Raw genomic sequence first — 16,643 nt, 5'->3', positions numbered from 1 at the left:
TTTTCTTTTTTTATAGACAGAATGTAATTTTAAAGTAAAAAAAGATTTTTTTTTAAAATAGAATTAAAAAATCGAAATCTTTTCGCCACCAAATTTCGGCTCTATACCAAACCATAAATCCAAATAAACTTTGGCTCTTGCAAACTTCTCTCGTAGATTGGTTTTGAAGCCAGCAGCTCTATTGACATCTTTTGCATTATAGCCAAAAGCGGCGATGCCGTTTTGTTGCGCTAAAAATACAGCACGCTCGTTATGGAAACGCTGCGAAATGATAATGTAAGAAGACTGACCGAAAATCTCCTTTGCGCGTACCACCGAATCTAATGTGCGGAATCCTGCAAAATCCTCAAAAATGTGATGTTCAGGAATTCCTTTTTCAATAAGTGCAAGCTTCATATCTTCGGGTTCGTTATAGTTTTTTCGAGAGTTGTCGCCACTTACAATAAGATATTTGATTTTTCCAGCGTGGTATAATTCTGCCGCAGCATCCATCCTATAAGTAAAGTACAAGTTGGGTGTTCCATTGGCTAATGTTTTTCCAGTGCCCAAAACCAAACCTACTTTTTCATTAGGAATTTTTGAGAGATCGGATGTTACAAAATCCTTGGTATCCTTTTCTATTTTAAAATTGCTACCCCAAACAAAAAAGGCTGACACTACTGCGAGTATCAGTCCAATTATCAATATTTTTTTGAATATTTTCATTTCTAAAATTCGCGAGTTTTTTATTGAATTTTAAAAATAATATTTATTTCTGGCTTGTCAAGGTTTTAATCTAAAAATCTAAACCATTAGGGAATGCTTTTTTTCTGAAAATATACAAGAATAAAGCGCCTACCGTAATTGCAGAATCCGCAACATTAAAAATATACTTGAAAAACTCAATGTGTTTTCCTCCAAAAATAGGAACCCAATCTGGCCAAGTTGTATCAACCAAAGGGAAATGTAGCATGTCAACCACGCAACCACGCATAAACTGCGAATAACCTTGTCCCAAAGGTGTCAACTGGGAAATACCATCATAATCGATCCAACGTCCAATGCTTTCTTCATACATGGTTCCAGAATCGAAAATCATTCCGTAGAACATGCCATCAATAACATTTCCAAGCGCGCCAGCAAAGATCATCGCCATCGGCATGATGAGGTAATTGGAAGCACCTTCTTTTAACCATTTTTTGAAAAGCACCACCATACCGATGGCGAGAGCAACTCTCAGAATAATCAAAATATATTTGCCCCAAAGTCCACCAAAATGTAGTCCGTACGCCATGCCTGGATTTTCAACAAATGTTAATCGGAACCAGCTAAGGCCGAAAACTTCAACGCTTTCACCAAGATGAAAATGGGTTTTAATATAGATTTTTGATGCTTGATCAATTAATAAAATTAAAAACGTTATTAAAGCAATCTTCTTCATTATAAGCCTTTAGGTTTTGACGGTCGATTAATTTTTTCCGACGTTTTATCGTTGATTTTTGTGATCGTTTTTTTGTTGTGAAAATGGTTTCTGGTATGAAATTTTTCGAACTCGATATTCATATCTTTTAGTACACTTTTCAGTGCGGCCAATTCTGTTGTATTTTTTGTATGTACAATAATAGATTCCATAATTTTAATTTAATTTTTGGACAATTCTTCTAATCTTTTTCGGTCTTTAGAACTCAAATCATCGATGCCGTTTTTTCCCATTTTACTGAGAAGTTGGTCGATTTCTTTTTCGCGTTCTCGTTTTCTCTCGTTGAACCTATCGTCAATACTGATATATTTTTCTTCCTGAGACAAAACCGTCGATGTTATTTTCTTTCTAAAAACAAAGGCAAAAATAACGATAATAATGAGAATGATGCTAACTATTGTCATAACTTATATTCAAAAAAAGGTTTACAAATTTTTGTAAACCTTTTGATTGGTTATTGAAAATTGTAGGCTGTACAATTTACATAATATAGATTTTTATTTTATCGTTGCATATTTTTAGCTTCAATGCTTAATGTGGCGTGTGGTACAGCTTTCAGCCTTTCTTTTGAGATTAACTTTCCTGTAACACGACAGATGCCGTAGGTTTTGTTTTGTATTCTGATCAATGCATTTTTTAGATCACGAATAAATTTTTCTTGACGCCCAGCCAACAAAGCATTTTGCTCTTTGCTCAAGGTTTCAGCACCTTCTTCAAAAGCCTTAAAGGTTGGTGAAGTGTCGTCTGTACCATTGTTTTGGTCATTGATAAAACTCTCTTTTATAAGTAATAAGTCTTTTTCGGCTTTATTGATTTTTTCTTGGATTAATTCTCTAAATTCCTGCAACTCGGCATCACTATAACGCAACTTTTCTTCTGCTGTATTCATAACTATGTTTATTGTTTGATTTGATATATAAATTTAAAGATAAGAAAAAAAAATCGATATGATGATGAAAAAAAATCAACAAATTTTAATTTTTATTTAAGCTTTCTTAACTTTTACTTTAAATGTCACTTCTTCTATTTCGATTTCATCAAAACTATCAAGGCTTTCTACAATCGCAATTTCTTCTGCCAAAACTTCTGCCGTGATATAATTTTTATTTTTATTGATGTCCTCTGCGAAAGGATTGTTGTTTTCTAAACCAATTGAGATTTTATCCGTTAATTCGAAATCTTTTTCTTTTCTAAGATTCTGAATTCTATTGATGAATTCTCTGGCAATTCCTTCGGATTTTAATTCTTCCGTTAGCGTCAAATCTAATGCCACAGTTGTTTTTCCGTCGCTTGCCACCGTCCAACCTGGGATATCTTTGGTGGAAATTTCAACATCTTCAATTCCGATTTCATAACCTGCAATCGTCATTTTTCCGTCTTTTTCCAACTGGGTAATTTGCTCTGAACTTAATTGAGAAATTGCTCCAGCAACAGTTTTCATGTCTTTTCCTAATTTAGAACCTAAAGCTTTGAAATTCGGCTTAATTTGTTTCACAATGAGATGTGAGGCTTCTTCCGCATTAATTAATTGAAGTTCTTTTACGTTTACTTCTTGCTTAATGAGTTCCGAAACCGCTAAAATTTGCTCCTCCGTTTTCTTATCCAAAACAGGAATCATCACTTTTTGAAGCGGTTGACGAACTTTTACGTTTTCCTTTTTTCTCAATGAGAAAACCATCGACGTAATATTTTGAGCCAAATGCGTTTTTTCCACCAAATCGGTATCGATTAAGCTTTCATCTGCAACTGGGAAATCTGTTAAATGGATTGAATTTGCACTATTTTTTCCAGTAACAGAGTTCAAATCCTGATACAACTGATCCATGAAGAATGGCGCAATTGGAGCGGAAAGTTTCGCCACTGTTTCCAAACAAGTGTATAAAGTTTGGTAAGCCGAAATTTTATCTTCGCTGTAATCGCCTTTCCAAAATCTTCGTCGACAAAGTCGAACGTACCAGTTTGACAAATTATCGTTCACAAAAGTATTGATGGCTCTTGCCACTTTCGTTGGTTCATAATCTTCGTAGAATGCTTTTACATCTTTAATGAGAAGATTCAATTCAGATAAAATCCATCTGTCGATTTCTGGTTTGTTTTTAACTTCCACTTCTGAATAGTTGAAACCGTCAACATTCGCGTACAAAGCGAAGAAAGAATAGGTGTTGTAAAGCGTTCCGAAGAATTTTCTACGAACTTCATCAATTCCTTCAATATCGAATTTTAAGTTTTCCCAAGGATTCGCATTGGAAATCATATACCAACGTGTCGCGTCTGGACCGTACACAGAAAGCGTTTCGAAAGGATCGACCGCATTTCCGAGACGTTTAGACATTTTTTGGCCATTTTTGTCCAAAACCAAACCGTTAGAAACCACATTTTTGTACGCCACAGAATCGAAAACCGTCGTCGCAATCGCATGAAGCGTATAGAACCACCCACGAGTTTGGTCAACGCCTTCCGCAATGAAATCCGCAGGATAGGCTTTTTTATCGTCGATCAATTCTTTGTTTTCAAACGGATAATGCAGCTGTGCGTAAGGCATAGAACCCGAATCGAACCAAACGTCGATCAAGTCGCTTTCACGCTTCATTGGTTTTCCAGAATCGGAAACCAAGACAATTTTATCCACCACATTTTTATGAAGATCGATTAAGTCATAATTTTCTTCGGACATATTCCCGATTTCAAATCCTTTGAACGGATTTTCGTGCATTTGTCCTGCTGCAATAGATTTTTCGATTTCGTTGTATAATTCTTCAACAGAGCCAATAACTTTTTCTTCAACCTGCCCTGAGCTTGTCGAAGGGTCAGTACGCCAAATTGGCAATGGAATTCCCCAATATCTTGAACGGGAAAGATTCCAATCGTTTACGTTTTCTAACCAATTCGCAAAACGCCCTTCTCCAGTAGATTTTGGTTTCCAGTTGATGGTTTCGTTCAGCTCTACCAAACGGTTTTTCACTTGAGACATTTTCACAAACCAAGAATCCAAAGGATAATATAAAACCGGTTTGTCGGTTCTCCAGCAATGCGGATAGGAGTGAACGTATTTTTCCACCTTGAAAGCTCTGTTTTCTTCTTTCAGCTGAATCGCCAAATGAACATCCCAAGATTTTTCAGGTGCTTTTCCTTCGTCGTAATATTCGTTTTTAATATATTTTCCAGCGAAAACTTCAGGAACATTTTCTCCATGAATAAATTTTCCTTGCAAATCCACCAAAGGAACTAAATTGTCGTGCTCGTCTTTCACCAACATTGGCGGAACGCCAGCATCTTTAGCTACTTTCGCATCATCTGCACCAAAAGTTGGCGCCGTGTGTACAATTCCTGTTCCGTCTTCCGTCGTTACGAAATCTCCAGGAATTACACGGAAAGCTTCTTCAGGATTTTCAGCAGGTAAAAACCAAGGAACAAGCTGTTCATAAGTTGTTCCCACCAAATCTGAACCTTTAAATTCTGCTAAAATTTGATAAGGAATGGTTTTGGATTCTGAAGTGTAATTCGCAAAATCTTCATCGGTTCCTTCCACAAATTTTTTCCCGAATTGTTTTGTTACCAAAGCTTTCGCCAAGATAATATTAATCGGTTCAAAAGTATATTGATTGAAAGTTTTTACTAAAACATAATCGATTTTTGGACCAACTGTTAACGCCGTGTTGGAAGGTAAGGTCCAAGGTGTGGTTGTCCAAGCTAAAATGTAGATAGGTGCTTGTTTTTCATTATCGAATTCAGCCCAATGTAAAGCGCCTCCGCAAGTGTTTTCGGCAATATCGCAACTTTCAATTTTTGAAATACTAGCAATTTTAGAAGCGGTTTTTTCAGAAAGATTTTTTACTTTAAACTGAGCAACAACCGTCGTGTCTGAAACATCACGATAAGTTCCGGGTTGGTTCAATTCGTGAGAAGATAAACCTGTTCCTGCTTTTGGGGAATACGGCTGAATGGTGTAACCTTTGTACAAAAGTTCTTTGTTGTGCAATTGTTTTAACAACCACCAAACCGTTTCCATGTATTTTGGTTTGTAGGTGATGTACGGATCTTCAAGATCTACCCAATAACCAATTTTTTCGGTAAGGTCATTCCACACATCGGTGTAGCGCATTACCGCTTCGCGACAGGCTTTGTTGTAATCTTCAATCGTGATTTTTTTGCCTATATCTTCTTTGGTGATGCCTAGTTCTTTTTCAACGCCCAATTCCACAGGAAGTCCGTGTGTATCCCAACCTGCTTTACGGAAAACTTGTTTCCCGTTTTGAGTTTGAAAACGACAAAAAATATCCTTAATTGCTCTCGCCATAACGTGGTGAATTCCTGGTAATCCATTTGCAGAAGGAGGTCCTTCATAAAATACAAATTCTGGATACCCTTGGCGGATTTCCACAGATTTTTTGAATGTATCGTTATCTTTCCAATTGGCAGCGATATTTTCTGCAACTTGGGTGAGATTGAGGTTTTTATATTCTTTAAATTGACTCATTTTCTTAGTCTCAAGTTCTTTTATACTAAATGATTAAGTTTGCGAATTTAGTGAAAATATAGGAGAAAATTGTGAGATGTATGCTGAGAATTGTTGCACCTAAATATAAAAATGTGCTGAGAAATTAAAATATTTAAAAATCTATAAGCTGGGAATAGAAATTTTAAAAGGAGAGAGACTAGCTCTAGTTTTGTTTTTATAGGAAAAATTAAAATAAATGATATTGAGATTTAGAAAAAAACGATGTTAGTATTTCTGAAAACAAAAGACGACTCAGTTGCCTAGTCGCCTTTAAAATTCTTATGTAAATGATTTTACTTTTTTTGTATTTTGAAAGTTTTGATACTTCCGCTTTCCAGTTTAATGTTTACTAAATAATTTCCTGATGTTAAAGAAGAAATGTTGATTTGATTGTTTTTCACATCTTTAATGGTCATTAGTTTTTGTCCTGTATAACTAAGGATATTGACTTCTTTAATTGATTTTGTAGAAGAAATATTCAGGATGTCTTTTACAGGATTTGGATAAAATGTGATTTTGTCAGCATTAGCGTCGTCGACAGCCATCAAGCTACAATCCGCATCAAAAGACCAAATGCTTTCTAAGCCTGGATCTTCTTGCCAAGTTGTGGTAATCCATGTTGCTCTATCGTTCAGACTTTGAAAAGTTGGAGAGGTAAGCCATCCGTTGATTCGGTGGAAATTTAGGATTCCAATGTTATTGTTGGACTTGGACCAAACTTGTATAGTTACCCAATATCTGGTATTTTCTTGTTGGTTTACAGGAAGTTCTAGTCCATTGTTAGGGATTGTGACATTAGCCCAATAAGTTGGGAATCCCATAATTTCTTCTGTGTTTTGTATAACTTCTACATCGGGATTGTCGTAGGCTATTATCACATCACCTGGAGAATTATTGTTGTCTTTTCGGATTTCGATTTTATATTTTAGAAAATCTTCTGTTCCTGCTAAAGGCACCAAAAGAAATTTTAAAGAGTTTAATTTGAAAGCCTCAGAATCTTTCGGGACAAAAAAGTCATCAGCTGTTAAGTATCCAGCTTCTCCGCTTACCGAGCAAGCGACCCAGAATGGTCCATTGTAAGATTGGTCGCACCCGTATGTGGGTTCTGGAGGAACAGCGCCGCAGAGGATATATTTTTTCACGCTTTCGTCAGAATCTCCACATTGATTATCTGGGTGCACATAAAATCTTACAACTTCATCTTTTGTTGAAGTCCAAGTTATTCTGTCCGTTCCTGAAGCATACACTTCGGTTCCTTCTTCGTTGGAAATTGTTATGAAAGCCTTTTTTAGACTGTTGTATTCGGAATATGTAATGAAAGTGTAGGCTACTCCTGCGCTAACATTGACGTTGGAGTACGTGTTGTAGCGCGAGGCTGTGAAGATTTGTTCTTCTCTTCCTCGACATTCTGGGGTGAAAGTTTCTTCGGGGAAAGGGCCATAATAAAAATTGAGACAACCTTCTGGATTTGTTTTTTGAAAGGTGATTTTGCTTTCAAAGTTTTGGGCTTTTTGAGAGAAGCTCAATTGTGAGAGAAAGAGCAAGCCTAAAAGAGCGATTTTTTTCATGTTTAAAATTTTAATGATTGTTCGGCAAATTTTAGGATTATGAAAAATTCGGGCAAACTTTATGGTGCGTTATATATGCTCAACTCGAGATTTGTGAGTACTCATTATATACTCATTTGGTTTTATTTTGTTGCAAATCAGAGTTTTGTATGGTGTTTATAATTCTAATAAATATTTGTTGAGATCGGTTTTGCTATTGGTTAATCCTATTTTTTTTCTCAATCTGGTTCGGATATTTTCTATTGATCGAATAGAAGATTTGGTAATATTTGCAATTTCTTTGGTAGAAAGGTTAAGTTTTATGAGTGCGCAAATTCTTTTGTCTAGTGCGCTGAGATTAGGATGTAATGCGTCTAGTTTTTTATAAAAAGATTCATATACATTAGAAAATCTAAGTTCAAATTCTTCCCAATTATTATAGGCGTCGTTTTGTGTCATTGTTTTAATGACATGGTTTAAAGTGTTTTTTACGTCGGTTTTTACAGCGTCGGATTGTATTTTTTTGAGGTCGTTCATCAGAAATTGATAAAGTTCTTTTTGCTCTGTTTCTTTAATGGTTTTTATGGTCAGTTCTTTATTTCGGATTTCGAGTTCTTGTTTCAGTTCTGCTTCTTTATATTCCTTCAGTTGGTTGTCTAGTTTTGCTTTTAGCAATTTGTTTTTGTATTTAATAATAATGATGAAAAAGATGAGCAATAATATTACAAGACTGCAAATGGCAATGATGAGTGATGAGCGTTTTTTGTTGTTGGCGATTTCTAGTTCTTGGTTTTTTATTTTATTGTTGTAATCAATCTTTATTTTTTCAACATTCACGGCTTTCGATTCTATGTTGAGGTTTTTCCTGGCATTGTCATATTTTACAAAATATTCCGAAGCGGTTTTGTAATCCTTTTTAAGAAGATAAGCTTTGTAAAGTGTTTCTAAAAGATCTCTTTGTGAAAAAGTGTTCTGGGTGTTGTCTAGTTTTTCGGCGTGGCGCGCATAGAGAATAGCTTGGTCGGCATTTTTCATTTGGATATAGACATCGGCAATGTTTTGGCTTATCCAGCTTTGTGTTTCTTTATCTGTTGTATCGTTGGTTTTTGATTTTGCTTTTGTAAGAAAATCAAGTGCTTTTTCATTTTGGGAGAGCTTGGTATATGTTCTGCCAATGTTGGTTAAGAGTTCTTGTTCTAAACTTTTGTCCTGGCTTTTTTCTAAATACACCAAAGCTTCTTCGAAGTAGGATAAAGCTTTTTTGGGAAAGTCATAATTAAGATGCAGATTTCCAATATTGGTTTTCGTCTGTGCCATCATTGGGTAGTTTTTCTGTTTCTTATAATGTTCCCAAAGTTTATTGAAATAATACAATGCCAAATCTTTGTCGTTGAGTCTTGCGTACAAAATGGCAAGTTGGTTTTCTAGCTTATAGCGCCGCTCGTGTGTGGTATTTTTATAATATTCGTATTGTTTGAGAAGAGATTCTCCAAAGAGATCGAGCGCGTCAACATCAAAATAAATTTTCCCTGATTTTTTATAAAAGTTGATCCAGGCCTCGTCGGTATCAATTTTTTGGGTGTTGTCTTTGGACAGGCTGATGTAATATTTGGCTCTTTCAAAATTTTTAAATTTGAGTTGATCAGCAATTTTAAGGCTCAGTTCAACATTTTTTTTGGGATCTTTACTTTGGAGTAGGCTGTCGGTAAGAACAGCCACTTTGTATTGAGAAAATAAGGATGCAGAAATGAAAAGCATACCGATATAAATGCTTTTCTTTACTAAAAATATAAATTTTGACATGTACAAAGTGATGATTTGATGTTGATAATCTGTAATTATTAAATTATTAACAATATTATTGAATATTGCTGAATATTGAAAGCTTTTGAAATAAAAAATCTAATTTTTAGGACGTTGGTAGATTTTATTATTAAATTATTCTCAATCCTAAAATTTTACTTTGTTTAATAGGTATTTTTATATTAGGAGTGTTGGCAGTTTATTTTTGTATATTTTTCCTAAGACTAAAAAAACTTTTACATTTGCATTAATGTCAAAATATATAATTATTTTGCAAAAGTTAAAAACACAAAATCCCCATGCCTGATCTACTGAAAGGAAGCCTGAATTATTTTTTGATAGTGATTGTCTTTCCTTTTCTTTTGCTTTTCATGACCTATTATGGCTTTGAGTCATCTTACGTCAAAATAAAATATCTGGAACAACCGCCCGATTTTATTTTTTCGTCGGTCTATGCTTATCGCATTATTCCCAACTATGTCAGTGTTGAGATGAACAACGGCCTTCATTATATTATTGAAAATTATCTATTGATGCTAAAACCTATTTTGCTGAAAAGCGGAACGGTGTATTATCATAGTATTTTCCTTACTAATGCGATATTCTTTGGTGTTTCATTTGTTGTTTTTGAACGGGTTATTAATCTACTGAGTAAGAATTTAGGTTTTTCCAATCAGAAGAATTTGCTGTTGTTTTTGGTTGGTGTATTGTTGGTTTGCATGACGCAATATGTCCCTACAAATGGCGATTCTATCGCGTTGATGTTTTTTTTGATGGGTATTTTTTTTAGTTTAAAATATCAGGAATCAAGAAAGTTAAATTATGTTTTTTTAACGGCTTTTGTTATTTTTATTTCAACCTTTGTTCGGGAAACAGCCTGTCTTAATATTGCGTTTTTCGGTGCTTTATTTATCGATTTTAAAAGTTTAAAATCTTTAAAAACAAAGGATTTTACCAATCTTATCATTTTAGTTTTGGCCTTTATCATTCCTTATATTTTGTTAAGAACAGTTATTATACAACAAGAAACAACTTTCTTTGAAGGCGTTTATCTAAGACAGAATTTCACAAGTCCATTTAATTTGCTGGGATTATTGTTCGGTATAATTGGGATAGGGATTCTTAGGAAATTAGTTGTGGATAAAAGTCGGAAAGATATTTTTAATCGGTTTTTGATTTTATCTTTGCCTTATTTTTTAATGATTGTGTTGGTAGGTTTGTTTTGGGAAACAAGACTATTTTTGCCGATTTTCGTAGCTGCCATTTGCTTAGCATCTAGTTCTAAAACCGATCTAAAACTATCCGTATAAGATATGAGTATTCTGCATCCGTATTTTATCGTAGCGCTGATTATCATGATAATTTTTAGTTTTCATGAAGTCTATGCTGGAAAAGTTAATCGAAAATACTTGTATTATTTTGGTGCTTATCTTATTGTATTAGCCGGTTTTAGAAATAATGTAGGTGCCGATTATGGAAGTTATATGGGGATTTACTATTGGTCTGCTTCAAAAGACTATTGGAGTATTTTTCTTAAAGCTTTGACCTTGGATCCGCCCACGCCTGTTGAGTTGGAATGGGGTTATGTTTTGATTAACAAAATAATAGTAGGATTTAAGGCGCCATTTTACATGTTGACCTTTGTGGTTGCGATATTGGCTATTACCTTCAAAAATAAATTTGTGGAGGAAAACACAGTTTATCCCTTCACGTTGTTGCTATTACTATTTATTCCAGGATATTTTATTGGAGAAAGTGGTCAAATGCGACAAAATTTAGGTTCTTTCATCGCTTATTTTGCGATTCGATATATCAAAGAACGTAGAGTTTGGATGTACTTGCTATTCATTCATATTGCTGGAGGCATACACAATGTTTGTTATATTCTATTGCCAATGTATTGGGTGGCAAGAATTCCGCTCAACAAAATGTGGATGATATTATTAATTATCGCATCCATTATTGCTTCGCCTTTTGAAGTGTACAGAATTTTTGGAAGTTGGCTAGATTCTATGACAACGGATATTTCCATGGTTGTTGGTTTTAATGGTTATATGAATGAAGAGATTGTCCGCCAAAGAGGAGGTTTTGGAATTCCAGAAGCCATGATGCTTATTATTACCTTCTTTTTGTTTGTTTTTGACACGCCGATGAAAAAGAAATATCCTTATTACGAATACCATCGGAATTATGCTGTAATCGGAATTTGTTTTTATTTTATATTCAGGAATAATCCGATTTTCTCGTCTAGATTAGCAGGCGTATTTGTGGGATTTGCTTACATTCTTATCCCAAATGCGATGTATGTTGTTAATGAGGGGACTAAAAGATTAATCCATTTGTTTATTTTATTTCTGGTGGTGTTCAACTTTTTCGTTTTCTCGACTTTTAATAATATTATTAAAGGGCGATTTACAATTGATACCTATAAAAACTGGATCCTTCCTTAAAGTTAATGAAACTGGAAAAAGCTTTAGAAAAAATAAATCTCAAAGCGTTAGCCTATATTATTACGCTAGCGACGGCACTTTATACTTTGGTTTTTACGTGGTTTCATAATGCTAAATTCGATGGTTATATTCTCGGAGATTGGTTGATTAACTATCAAGATGGCGGTTTCAAAAGACGTGGATTATCCGGAAGTTTCTTTTTTTTGATCCAAGATATTACAGGGTTAAAACTAAACTTTATCGTTTTTGGATTTCAGTTTGTTATCATTTTCTTATTCTTTTTTAATTATTTTAAAATTATAAAACATAAGAAAATCGACCTGCCATATATATCGCTGATGTTGTCATCGGTCGGCTTTGTTGGGCTCTTTAACACTGTTGATTATGCCGGAAAAAAAGAATTTATTGTCTTTCTTTTGTTTTCTTTTCTGGTTTATTTCTTAATTAACAATAGATTAACACGACCTAAAGAGTGGCTGATAACATTGGGATTATTTGTGACCATGTTTTTGCATGAAGTTACCTTGTTCTTTGTTCCTTATTTTGTAATAGCCTTGTATCTAAAGGAAGGTAAATTTGAGTATAGACGCTATTTTAAATTCTTTGTTGCAGTTTTTGTTCCCGCAATTCTGATTGTCGTGTTTGGCGGAAATATCAACGAAGGACAATCCTTGGTGATTCTCAAAGAGCGTGACGTTGTTATGACGCGTGGTATTTTCTTTTGGGATATTAACGAAAGAGACTATATCAAAAATGCTTTTGATGATTATCGATGGTATTTTTTTAGTTTTGCTATTAGTGTTTTCCATATTTTATTTTATTTAAAAGTCGAAAACTTTAAGAAGATTTTAGCCTTTTTACTACTCGGTGCCTTTTTGTTTTCGTTGCCACTATTTGTTTTAGCAATCGACTGGGGTAGATGGATGTACATCCACATGATGTTTTTAATTATCCTTTTTCCAATGTTTCAAAAGACCACAAAATCTATTTGGCAATATACTCCGATTCAGTTGAACAAAACCCATATAATAAGTGTGCTAATAATTCTTATATCATTAATATATAGAGTAGAAATGTCCGGAAAAGGCTTCACCTGCGAAGGCTTGTTTTACAGATTGTTTTTTGTTCCTCTTGAGCTGATTCATAAAATGATTTGATGCAATAAATTTCATTTTAAAAAAAAACCTCTACTTTTGCAGAAAATTTCAGAATGTCCAAAAATCTAGTTATCGTAGAGTCACCTGCAAAAGCAAAAACCATCCAGAAATATCTGGGGAAAGATTTCGAAGTTAAATCTAGCTTCGGTCACATAAGGGATTTGCCTAAAAAAGGGATGGGTATAGATTTGAGTAATTTTACGCCAGATTACGAAGTTTCTGCCGATAAAAAGAAATTGGTAACAGAACTGAAAGCCGCAGTTAAAAAAGCCGAAATGGTTTGGTTGGCTTCCGATGAAGACCGCGAAGGAGAAGCTATTGCATGGCATTTGGCTCAAGAATTAAAATTGAAGCCCGAAAACAGAAAAAGAATTGTTTTCCATGAAATTACCAAGAATGCAATTTTAAAAGCTATTGAAAATCCACGAGATATCGATCAAAATTTAGTCGATGCACAACAAGCAAGACGCGTTTTAGACAGGATTGTAGGTTTCGAAATGTCACCCGTTCTTTGGAAAAAAGTAAAACCAGGACTTTCTGCGGGTAGAGTACAATCGGTAGCGGTAAGACTTGTTGTGGAAAGAGAAAAGGAAATCCGAAATTTTACTCCAACAGCGAGTTTCAAAGTGGATGCTGTTTTTCTTAATGATTCAAAACAGGATATTGCAGCGAAGCTTAAAAAAGATTTCGCTAAAGAATCTGAAGCGGAACAATTTTTAGAGCAAGCCAAAAATACCGAGTTTAAAGTTCTAAATGTAGAAACAAAACCAGGTACGCGCTCGGCTTCGGCACCTTTTACAACATCTACACTTCAGCAGGAAGCGTCTTCAAGATTGGGTTATAATGTAACCACAACCATGCGTTTAGCGCAACGACTTTACGAAGAAGGTTTTATAACTTATATGAGAACCGACTCCGTGAATTTATCTCAAGAAGCTATCCAAGGCGCTAAATCTCAAATTTTATCAGAATACGGAAAAGAATATTCTTCTCCAAGAAATTATACTACAAAATCGGCTTCTGCACAAGAAGCTCACGAAGCTATTCGTCCAACAGATTTTTCTGTGAAAAGTATTGGCGATGCACAGCTTAATAAATTATATCAACTGATTTACCGTAGAACTTTAGCCTCTCAGATGTCGAATGCTAAAATTGAGAAAACGGTTATCGAAATCGGAAATCCAAGTTTGCCACAGCATTTTGAAGCGCAAGGAGAAGTTATTGTTTTTGATGGTTTCTTAAAAGCTTACGGCATTGTAAAAACGGAGGATGATGATGAAGAAAACAACGAAAAACTGCTTCCAAAAGTAAAAGTAGGTGAAGTTTTAGAGTATAAATCAATTGTTGCTTCGGAGAAATTTACAAGACCTTCTGCAAGATATACGGAAGCTGGTTTGGTAAGAAAACTGGAGGAATTGGGCATCGGTCGTCCTTCTACTTATGCACCAACTATCCAAACAATTCAGAATCGTGAATATGTTGACAAGCGTGAGATAGAGCCACAAACCAGAGAAGTTGTACGTATTTCTTTAGCGAAAGGAAATATTAAAAAAGAAGTTCTTGACGAGAAATTCGGTGGCGATAAAAATAAATTCGTTCCTACAGATATTGGTGAAGTGGTGAATGATTTCCTAACGTCTAATTTTGCAGAAATTTTAGATTTTGGTTTTACAGCAAGAGTTGAGCAAGAATTTGATGATGTTGCCAATGGCGGAAAAGAATGGAAAAACTTAATGACAGATTTCTACGGTGTTTTCCATCCGAGAATTGAAGATGTTGAAGAACATGCAGAACGCGCTACTGGAGACCGTTTGTTAGGAATTGATCCTAAATCGGGTAAAAATGTTCACGCAAGAATTGGCCGTTTTGGAGCGATGATTCAAATTGGTGAAGTGGAAGACGAAGAAAAACCAATTTTCGCCTCATTGATGAGTGGTCAAAATATCGCAACCATTACTTTAGAAGAGGCTTTGGAATTGTTCAAACTTCCTTTTGATCTTAATGATTTTGAAGGTCAAGGTGTAACTATTGGCGTTGGACGTTTTGGGCCTTACGTGAAATGGGGCGAAACTTATATTTCAATTCCAAAAGGTGAAGATCCACTATCTGTAAATCAGGAGCGTGCCGAAGAAATTATTAGAGAAAAGCAAAAAGCCGATGCGCCAATTGCGAGTTATAAAGGAGAACCTGTAACCAAAGGAACGGGAAGATTTGGTCCATTTATCAAATACCAATCCATTTTCATTAATGTTCCTAAGAAATATGATTTCAATAATCTTTCTCAAAACGATATTGTTGAATTAATAGAAGCTAAACTTGAAAAAGAAGCCAACCGTTATATTCAACAATGGGAAAAAGAGAAAATCGCTCTTGAAAACGGACGTTGGGGACCATTTATTAAGTTCGGAAAAACCAATCTTAAAATTCCGAAAAGAGCCGATGGCGAAAAATACGACGCCGAAGAGCTTAAAGAAATTGATTTGGAAACTGTAAAAGCATGGATTAAAGAACAAGATCCAAAAGCTTTTGAAGAAAAGAAAAAGGCTCCTGCTAAAAAAGCTGCCGCAAAAAAGCCAGCAGCTAAAAAAACGACAACAACGAAAAAGAAATAATTTTTCTTTAAAATATAAATTCAGCCATCTGCAAGATTTTGTAGATGGCTTTTTTATTGTAAATTGTCTTGTTCAAAAAAAATCTCAATTATGTCCGAAATCAAAATCCTTGATTTACAATTTCAAGATACGCCACATGCGATAGGTTCTTTTTTAATTCCAAGTAAGGATGGTTTGGTGCTTATTGAATCTGGTCCAGAATCTACTTTTCTTCATTTAAAATCAGCCATCGAAAATGCAGGTTTCAAAATTGAAGATATAAAACACGTTTTGTTAACGCATATTCACTTTGATCATGCTGGTGCAGCTTGGAAGTTTGCAGAACTTGGAGCGAAAATTTACGTTCATCCTATCGGTTATCCACATATGCTGAACCCAGAAAAACTTTGGAACTCCGCAAAAATGATTTATGGAGACGATATGGATCGACTTTGGGGTGAGATGAAACCCATTCCAGAAAACCTGCTTGTAAAAGTGGATGATAACGATATCATTAAAATTGGTGAGCATGAGTTTAAAACCATTTATACACCTGGACACGCTGTTCATCACAATTCTTATAAATTAGGAAATGTTATATTCACGGGAGATGTTGGTGGTGTTAAAATCGGGAATCATCCTGTTGTTCCGCCTTGTCCGCCGCCAGATATCAATATAGAATTATGGAAATCTTCTTTGGATAAATTGGATGCTGAAAACGCCGAAGCTTTTTATTTGACGCATTTCGGTCGACAAGAAAACGTTAAGCAACTTACCCATGAACTTAGATTAATTTTGGACGATTGGGCAAATTGGATTCAACCTTATTTTGATGAGAATGTTCCAGCTGAGGAAATTGTTCCAAAATTTATGGCTTATACCAAACAACAACTTCAGGAAAAAGGTTTATCTGCCGATGAAATTCAAGTTTATGAATACGCTAATCCTTCTTGGATGTCGGTTTCTGGACTTTTAAGATATTGGAAGCTAAAACAACAAGGAAGAATATAGTTTTTCTTTCCTGGCAATCCGCCTCCTTTTCTAATTCTTTGCTGCGGCCGGGCTGTTCGCTGTATCTTGCTTGCTTCGCTCGGACGTCTATCTTCTCTAGGCTTCGCCTTTCGAAGACCGTCGCCTC

Annotated in this window: 13 protein-coding genes; 5 read left to right on the top strand and 8 right to left on the bottom strand. The window is 35.0% G+C overall.

What is annotated here, in order from left to right; translation table 11 throughout:
• Window positions 1–63: 63 nt before the first annotated feature.
• The 8 genes from ACVFVN_RS07985 to ACVFVN_RS07950 form a co-directional block, all read right to left on the bottom strand.
• Complete coding sequence (locus tag ACVFVN_RS07985; protein ID WP_456234856.1) at window positions 64–705, bottom strand: SanA/YdcF family protein; 642 nt, start codon at window positions 703–705, stop codon at window positions 64–66.
• 70 nt (window positions 706–775) lie between these two features.
• A complete protein-coding gene (locus tag ACVFVN_RS07980; protein ID WP_456234855.1) occupies window positions 776–1,420 on the bottom strand; it encodes a lipoprotein signal peptidase in 645 nt (214 codons plus the stop codon).
• A complete protein-coding gene (locus ACVFVN_RS07975) occupies window positions 1,420–1,611 on the bottom strand; it encodes a DUF2683 family protein (RefSeq protein ID WP_165134316.1) in 192 nt (63 codons plus the stop codon). Before ACVFVN_RS07975 ends, ACVFVN_RS07980 begins: the two co-directional genes overlap by 1 nt.
• A gap of 9 nt (window positions 1,612–1,620) precedes the next feature.
• A complete protein-coding gene (locus ACVFVN_RS07970; protein WP_456234854.1) occupies window positions 1,621–1,863 on the bottom strand; it encodes a DUF6576 domain-containing protein in 243 nt (80 codons plus the stop codon).
• A 98-nt stretch (window positions 1,864–1,961) separates the two neighbouring features.
• Window positions 1,962–2,348, bottom strand: a complete 387-nt coding sequence (locus ACVFVN_RS07965; RefSeq protein ID WP_165134313.1) for a TraR/DksA family transcriptional regulator — start codon at window positions 2,346–2,348, stop codon at window positions 1,962–1,964.
• A 96-nt stretch (window positions 2,349–2,444) separates the two neighbouring features.
• Window positions 2,445–5,936: an isoleucine--tRNA ligase gene (gene ileS, locus ACVFVN_RS07960; protein WP_456234853.1), complete on the bottom strand. Its 3,492-nt coding sequence runs from the start codon at window positions 5,934–5,936 to the stop codon at window positions 2,445–2,447.
• 314 nt (window positions 5,937–6,250) lie between these two features.
• Window positions 6,251–7,525 (bottom strand): T9SS type A sorting domain-containing protein, encoded by a 1,275-nt coding sequence (locus ACVFVN_RS07955; protein ID WP_456234852.1) that lies wholly within the window; start codon window positions 7,523–7,525, stop codon window positions 6,251–6,253.
• A gap of 156 nt (window positions 7,526–7,681) precedes the next feature.
• Window positions 7,682–9,307 (bottom strand): tetratricopeptide repeat protein, encoded by a 1,626-nt coding sequence (locus tag ACVFVN_RS07950; RefSeq protein ID WP_456234851.1) that lies wholly within the window; start codon window positions 9,305–9,307, stop codon window positions 7,682–7,684.
• 299 nt (window positions 9,308–9,606) lie between these two features.
• Here ACVFVN_RS07950 and ACVFVN_RS07945 point away from each other — a divergent pair, with 299 nt between their 5' ends.
• The 5 genes from ACVFVN_RS07945 to ACVFVN_RS07925 all read left to right on the top strand — a co-directional run bounded on the left by ACVFVN_RS07945 (window position 9,607) and on the right by ACVFVN_RS07925 (window position 16,516).
• Complete coding sequence (locus ACVFVN_RS07945; protein ID WP_456234850.1) at window positions 9,607–10,617, top strand: hypothetical protein; 1,011 nt, start codon at window positions 9,607–9,609, stop codon at window positions 10,615–10,617.
• Between the two features lie 3 nt (window positions 10,618–10,620).
• Window positions 10,621–11,757, top strand: a complete 1,137-nt coding sequence (locus ACVFVN_RS07940) for an EpsG family protein (protein WP_165134298.1) — start codon at window positions 10,621–10,623, stop codon at window positions 11,755–11,757.
• A gap of 5 nt (window positions 11,758–11,762) precedes the next feature.
• Window positions 11,763–12,914, top strand: a complete 1,152-nt coding sequence (locus tag ACVFVN_RS07935) for a hypothetical protein (protein ID WP_456234849.1) — start codon at window positions 11,763–11,765, stop codon at window positions 12,912–12,914.
• 53 nt (window positions 12,915–12,967) lie between these two features.
• Window positions 12,968–15,526 (top strand): type I DNA topoisomerase, encoded by a 2,559-nt coding sequence (gene topA, locus ACVFVN_RS07930; RefSeq protein ID WP_456234848.1) that lies wholly within the window; start codon window positions 12,968–12,970, stop codon window positions 15,524–15,526.
• A gap of 90 nt (window positions 15,527–15,616) precedes the next feature.
• Window positions 15,617–16,516 (top strand): MBL fold metallo-hydrolase, encoded by a 900-nt coding sequence (locus ACVFVN_RS07925; RefSeq protein ID WP_456234847.1) that lies wholly within the window; start codon window positions 15,617–15,619, stop codon window positions 16,514–16,516.
• The last annotated feature ends 127 nt before the right edge of the window (window positions 16,517–16,643 follow it).

The organism is Soonwooa purpurea (assembly GCF_053891095.1).
This window is presented reverse-complemented; position numbering and strand designations above follow the sequence as displayed.

What these genes read in the sequence shown, in the direction of transcription:
- ACVFVN_RS07985 (WP_456234856.1), bottom strand. Translation starts at nt 705, where the DNA reads ATGAAAATATTCAAAAAAATATTGATAATTGGACTGATACTCGCAGTA.
- ACVFVN_RS07980 (WP_456234855.1), bottom strand. Translation starts at nt 1,420, where the DNA reads ATGAAGAAGATTGCTTTAATAACGTTTTTAATTTTATTAATTGATCAA.
- ACVFVN_RS07975 (WP_165134316.1), bottom strand. Translation starts at nt 1,611, where the DNA reads ATGGAATCTATTATTGTACATACAAAAAATACAACAGAATTGGCCGCA.
- ACVFVN_RS07970 (WP_456234854.1), bottom strand. Translation starts at nt 1,863, where the DNA reads ATGACAATAGTTAGCATCATTCTCATTATTATCGTTATTTTTGCCTTT.
- ACVFVN_RS07965 (WP_165134313.1), bottom strand. Translation starts at nt 2,348, where the DNA reads ATGAATACAGCAGAAGAAAAGTTGCGTTATAGTGATGCCGAGTTGCAG.
- ileS (WP_456234853.1), bottom strand. Translation starts at nt 5,936, where the DNA reads ATGAGTCAATTTAAAGAATATAAAAACCTCAATCTCACCCAAGTTGCA.
- ACVFVN_RS07955 (WP_456234852.1), bottom strand. Translation starts at nt 7,525, where the DNA reads ATGAAAAAAATCGCTCTTTTAGGCTTGCTCTTTCTCTCACAATTGAGC.
- ACVFVN_RS07950 (WP_456234851.1), bottom strand. Translation starts at nt 9,307, where the DNA reads ATGTCAAAATTTATATTTTTAGTAAAGAAAAGCATTTATATCGGTATG.
- ACVFVN_RS07945 (WP_456234850.1), top strand. Translation starts at nt 9,607, where the DNA reads ATGCCTGATCTACTGAAAGGAAGCCTGAATTATTTTTTGATAGTGATT.
- ACVFVN_RS07940 (WP_165134298.1), top strand. Translation starts at nt 10,621, where the DNA reads ATGAGTATTCTGCATCCGTATTTTATCGTAGCGCTGATTATCATGATA.
- ACVFVN_RS07935 (WP_456234849.1), top strand. Translation starts at nt 11,763, where the DNA reads ATGAAACTGGAAAAAGCTTTAGAAAAAATAAATCTCAAAGCGTTAGCC.
- topA (WP_456234848.1), top strand. Translation starts at nt 12,968, where the DNA reads ATGTCCAAAAATCTAGTTATCGTAGAGTCACCTGCAAAAGCAAAAACC.
- ACVFVN_RS07925 (WP_456234847.1), top strand. Translation starts at nt 15,617, where the DNA reads ATGTCCGAAATCAAAATCCTTGATTTACAATTTCAAGATACGCCACAT.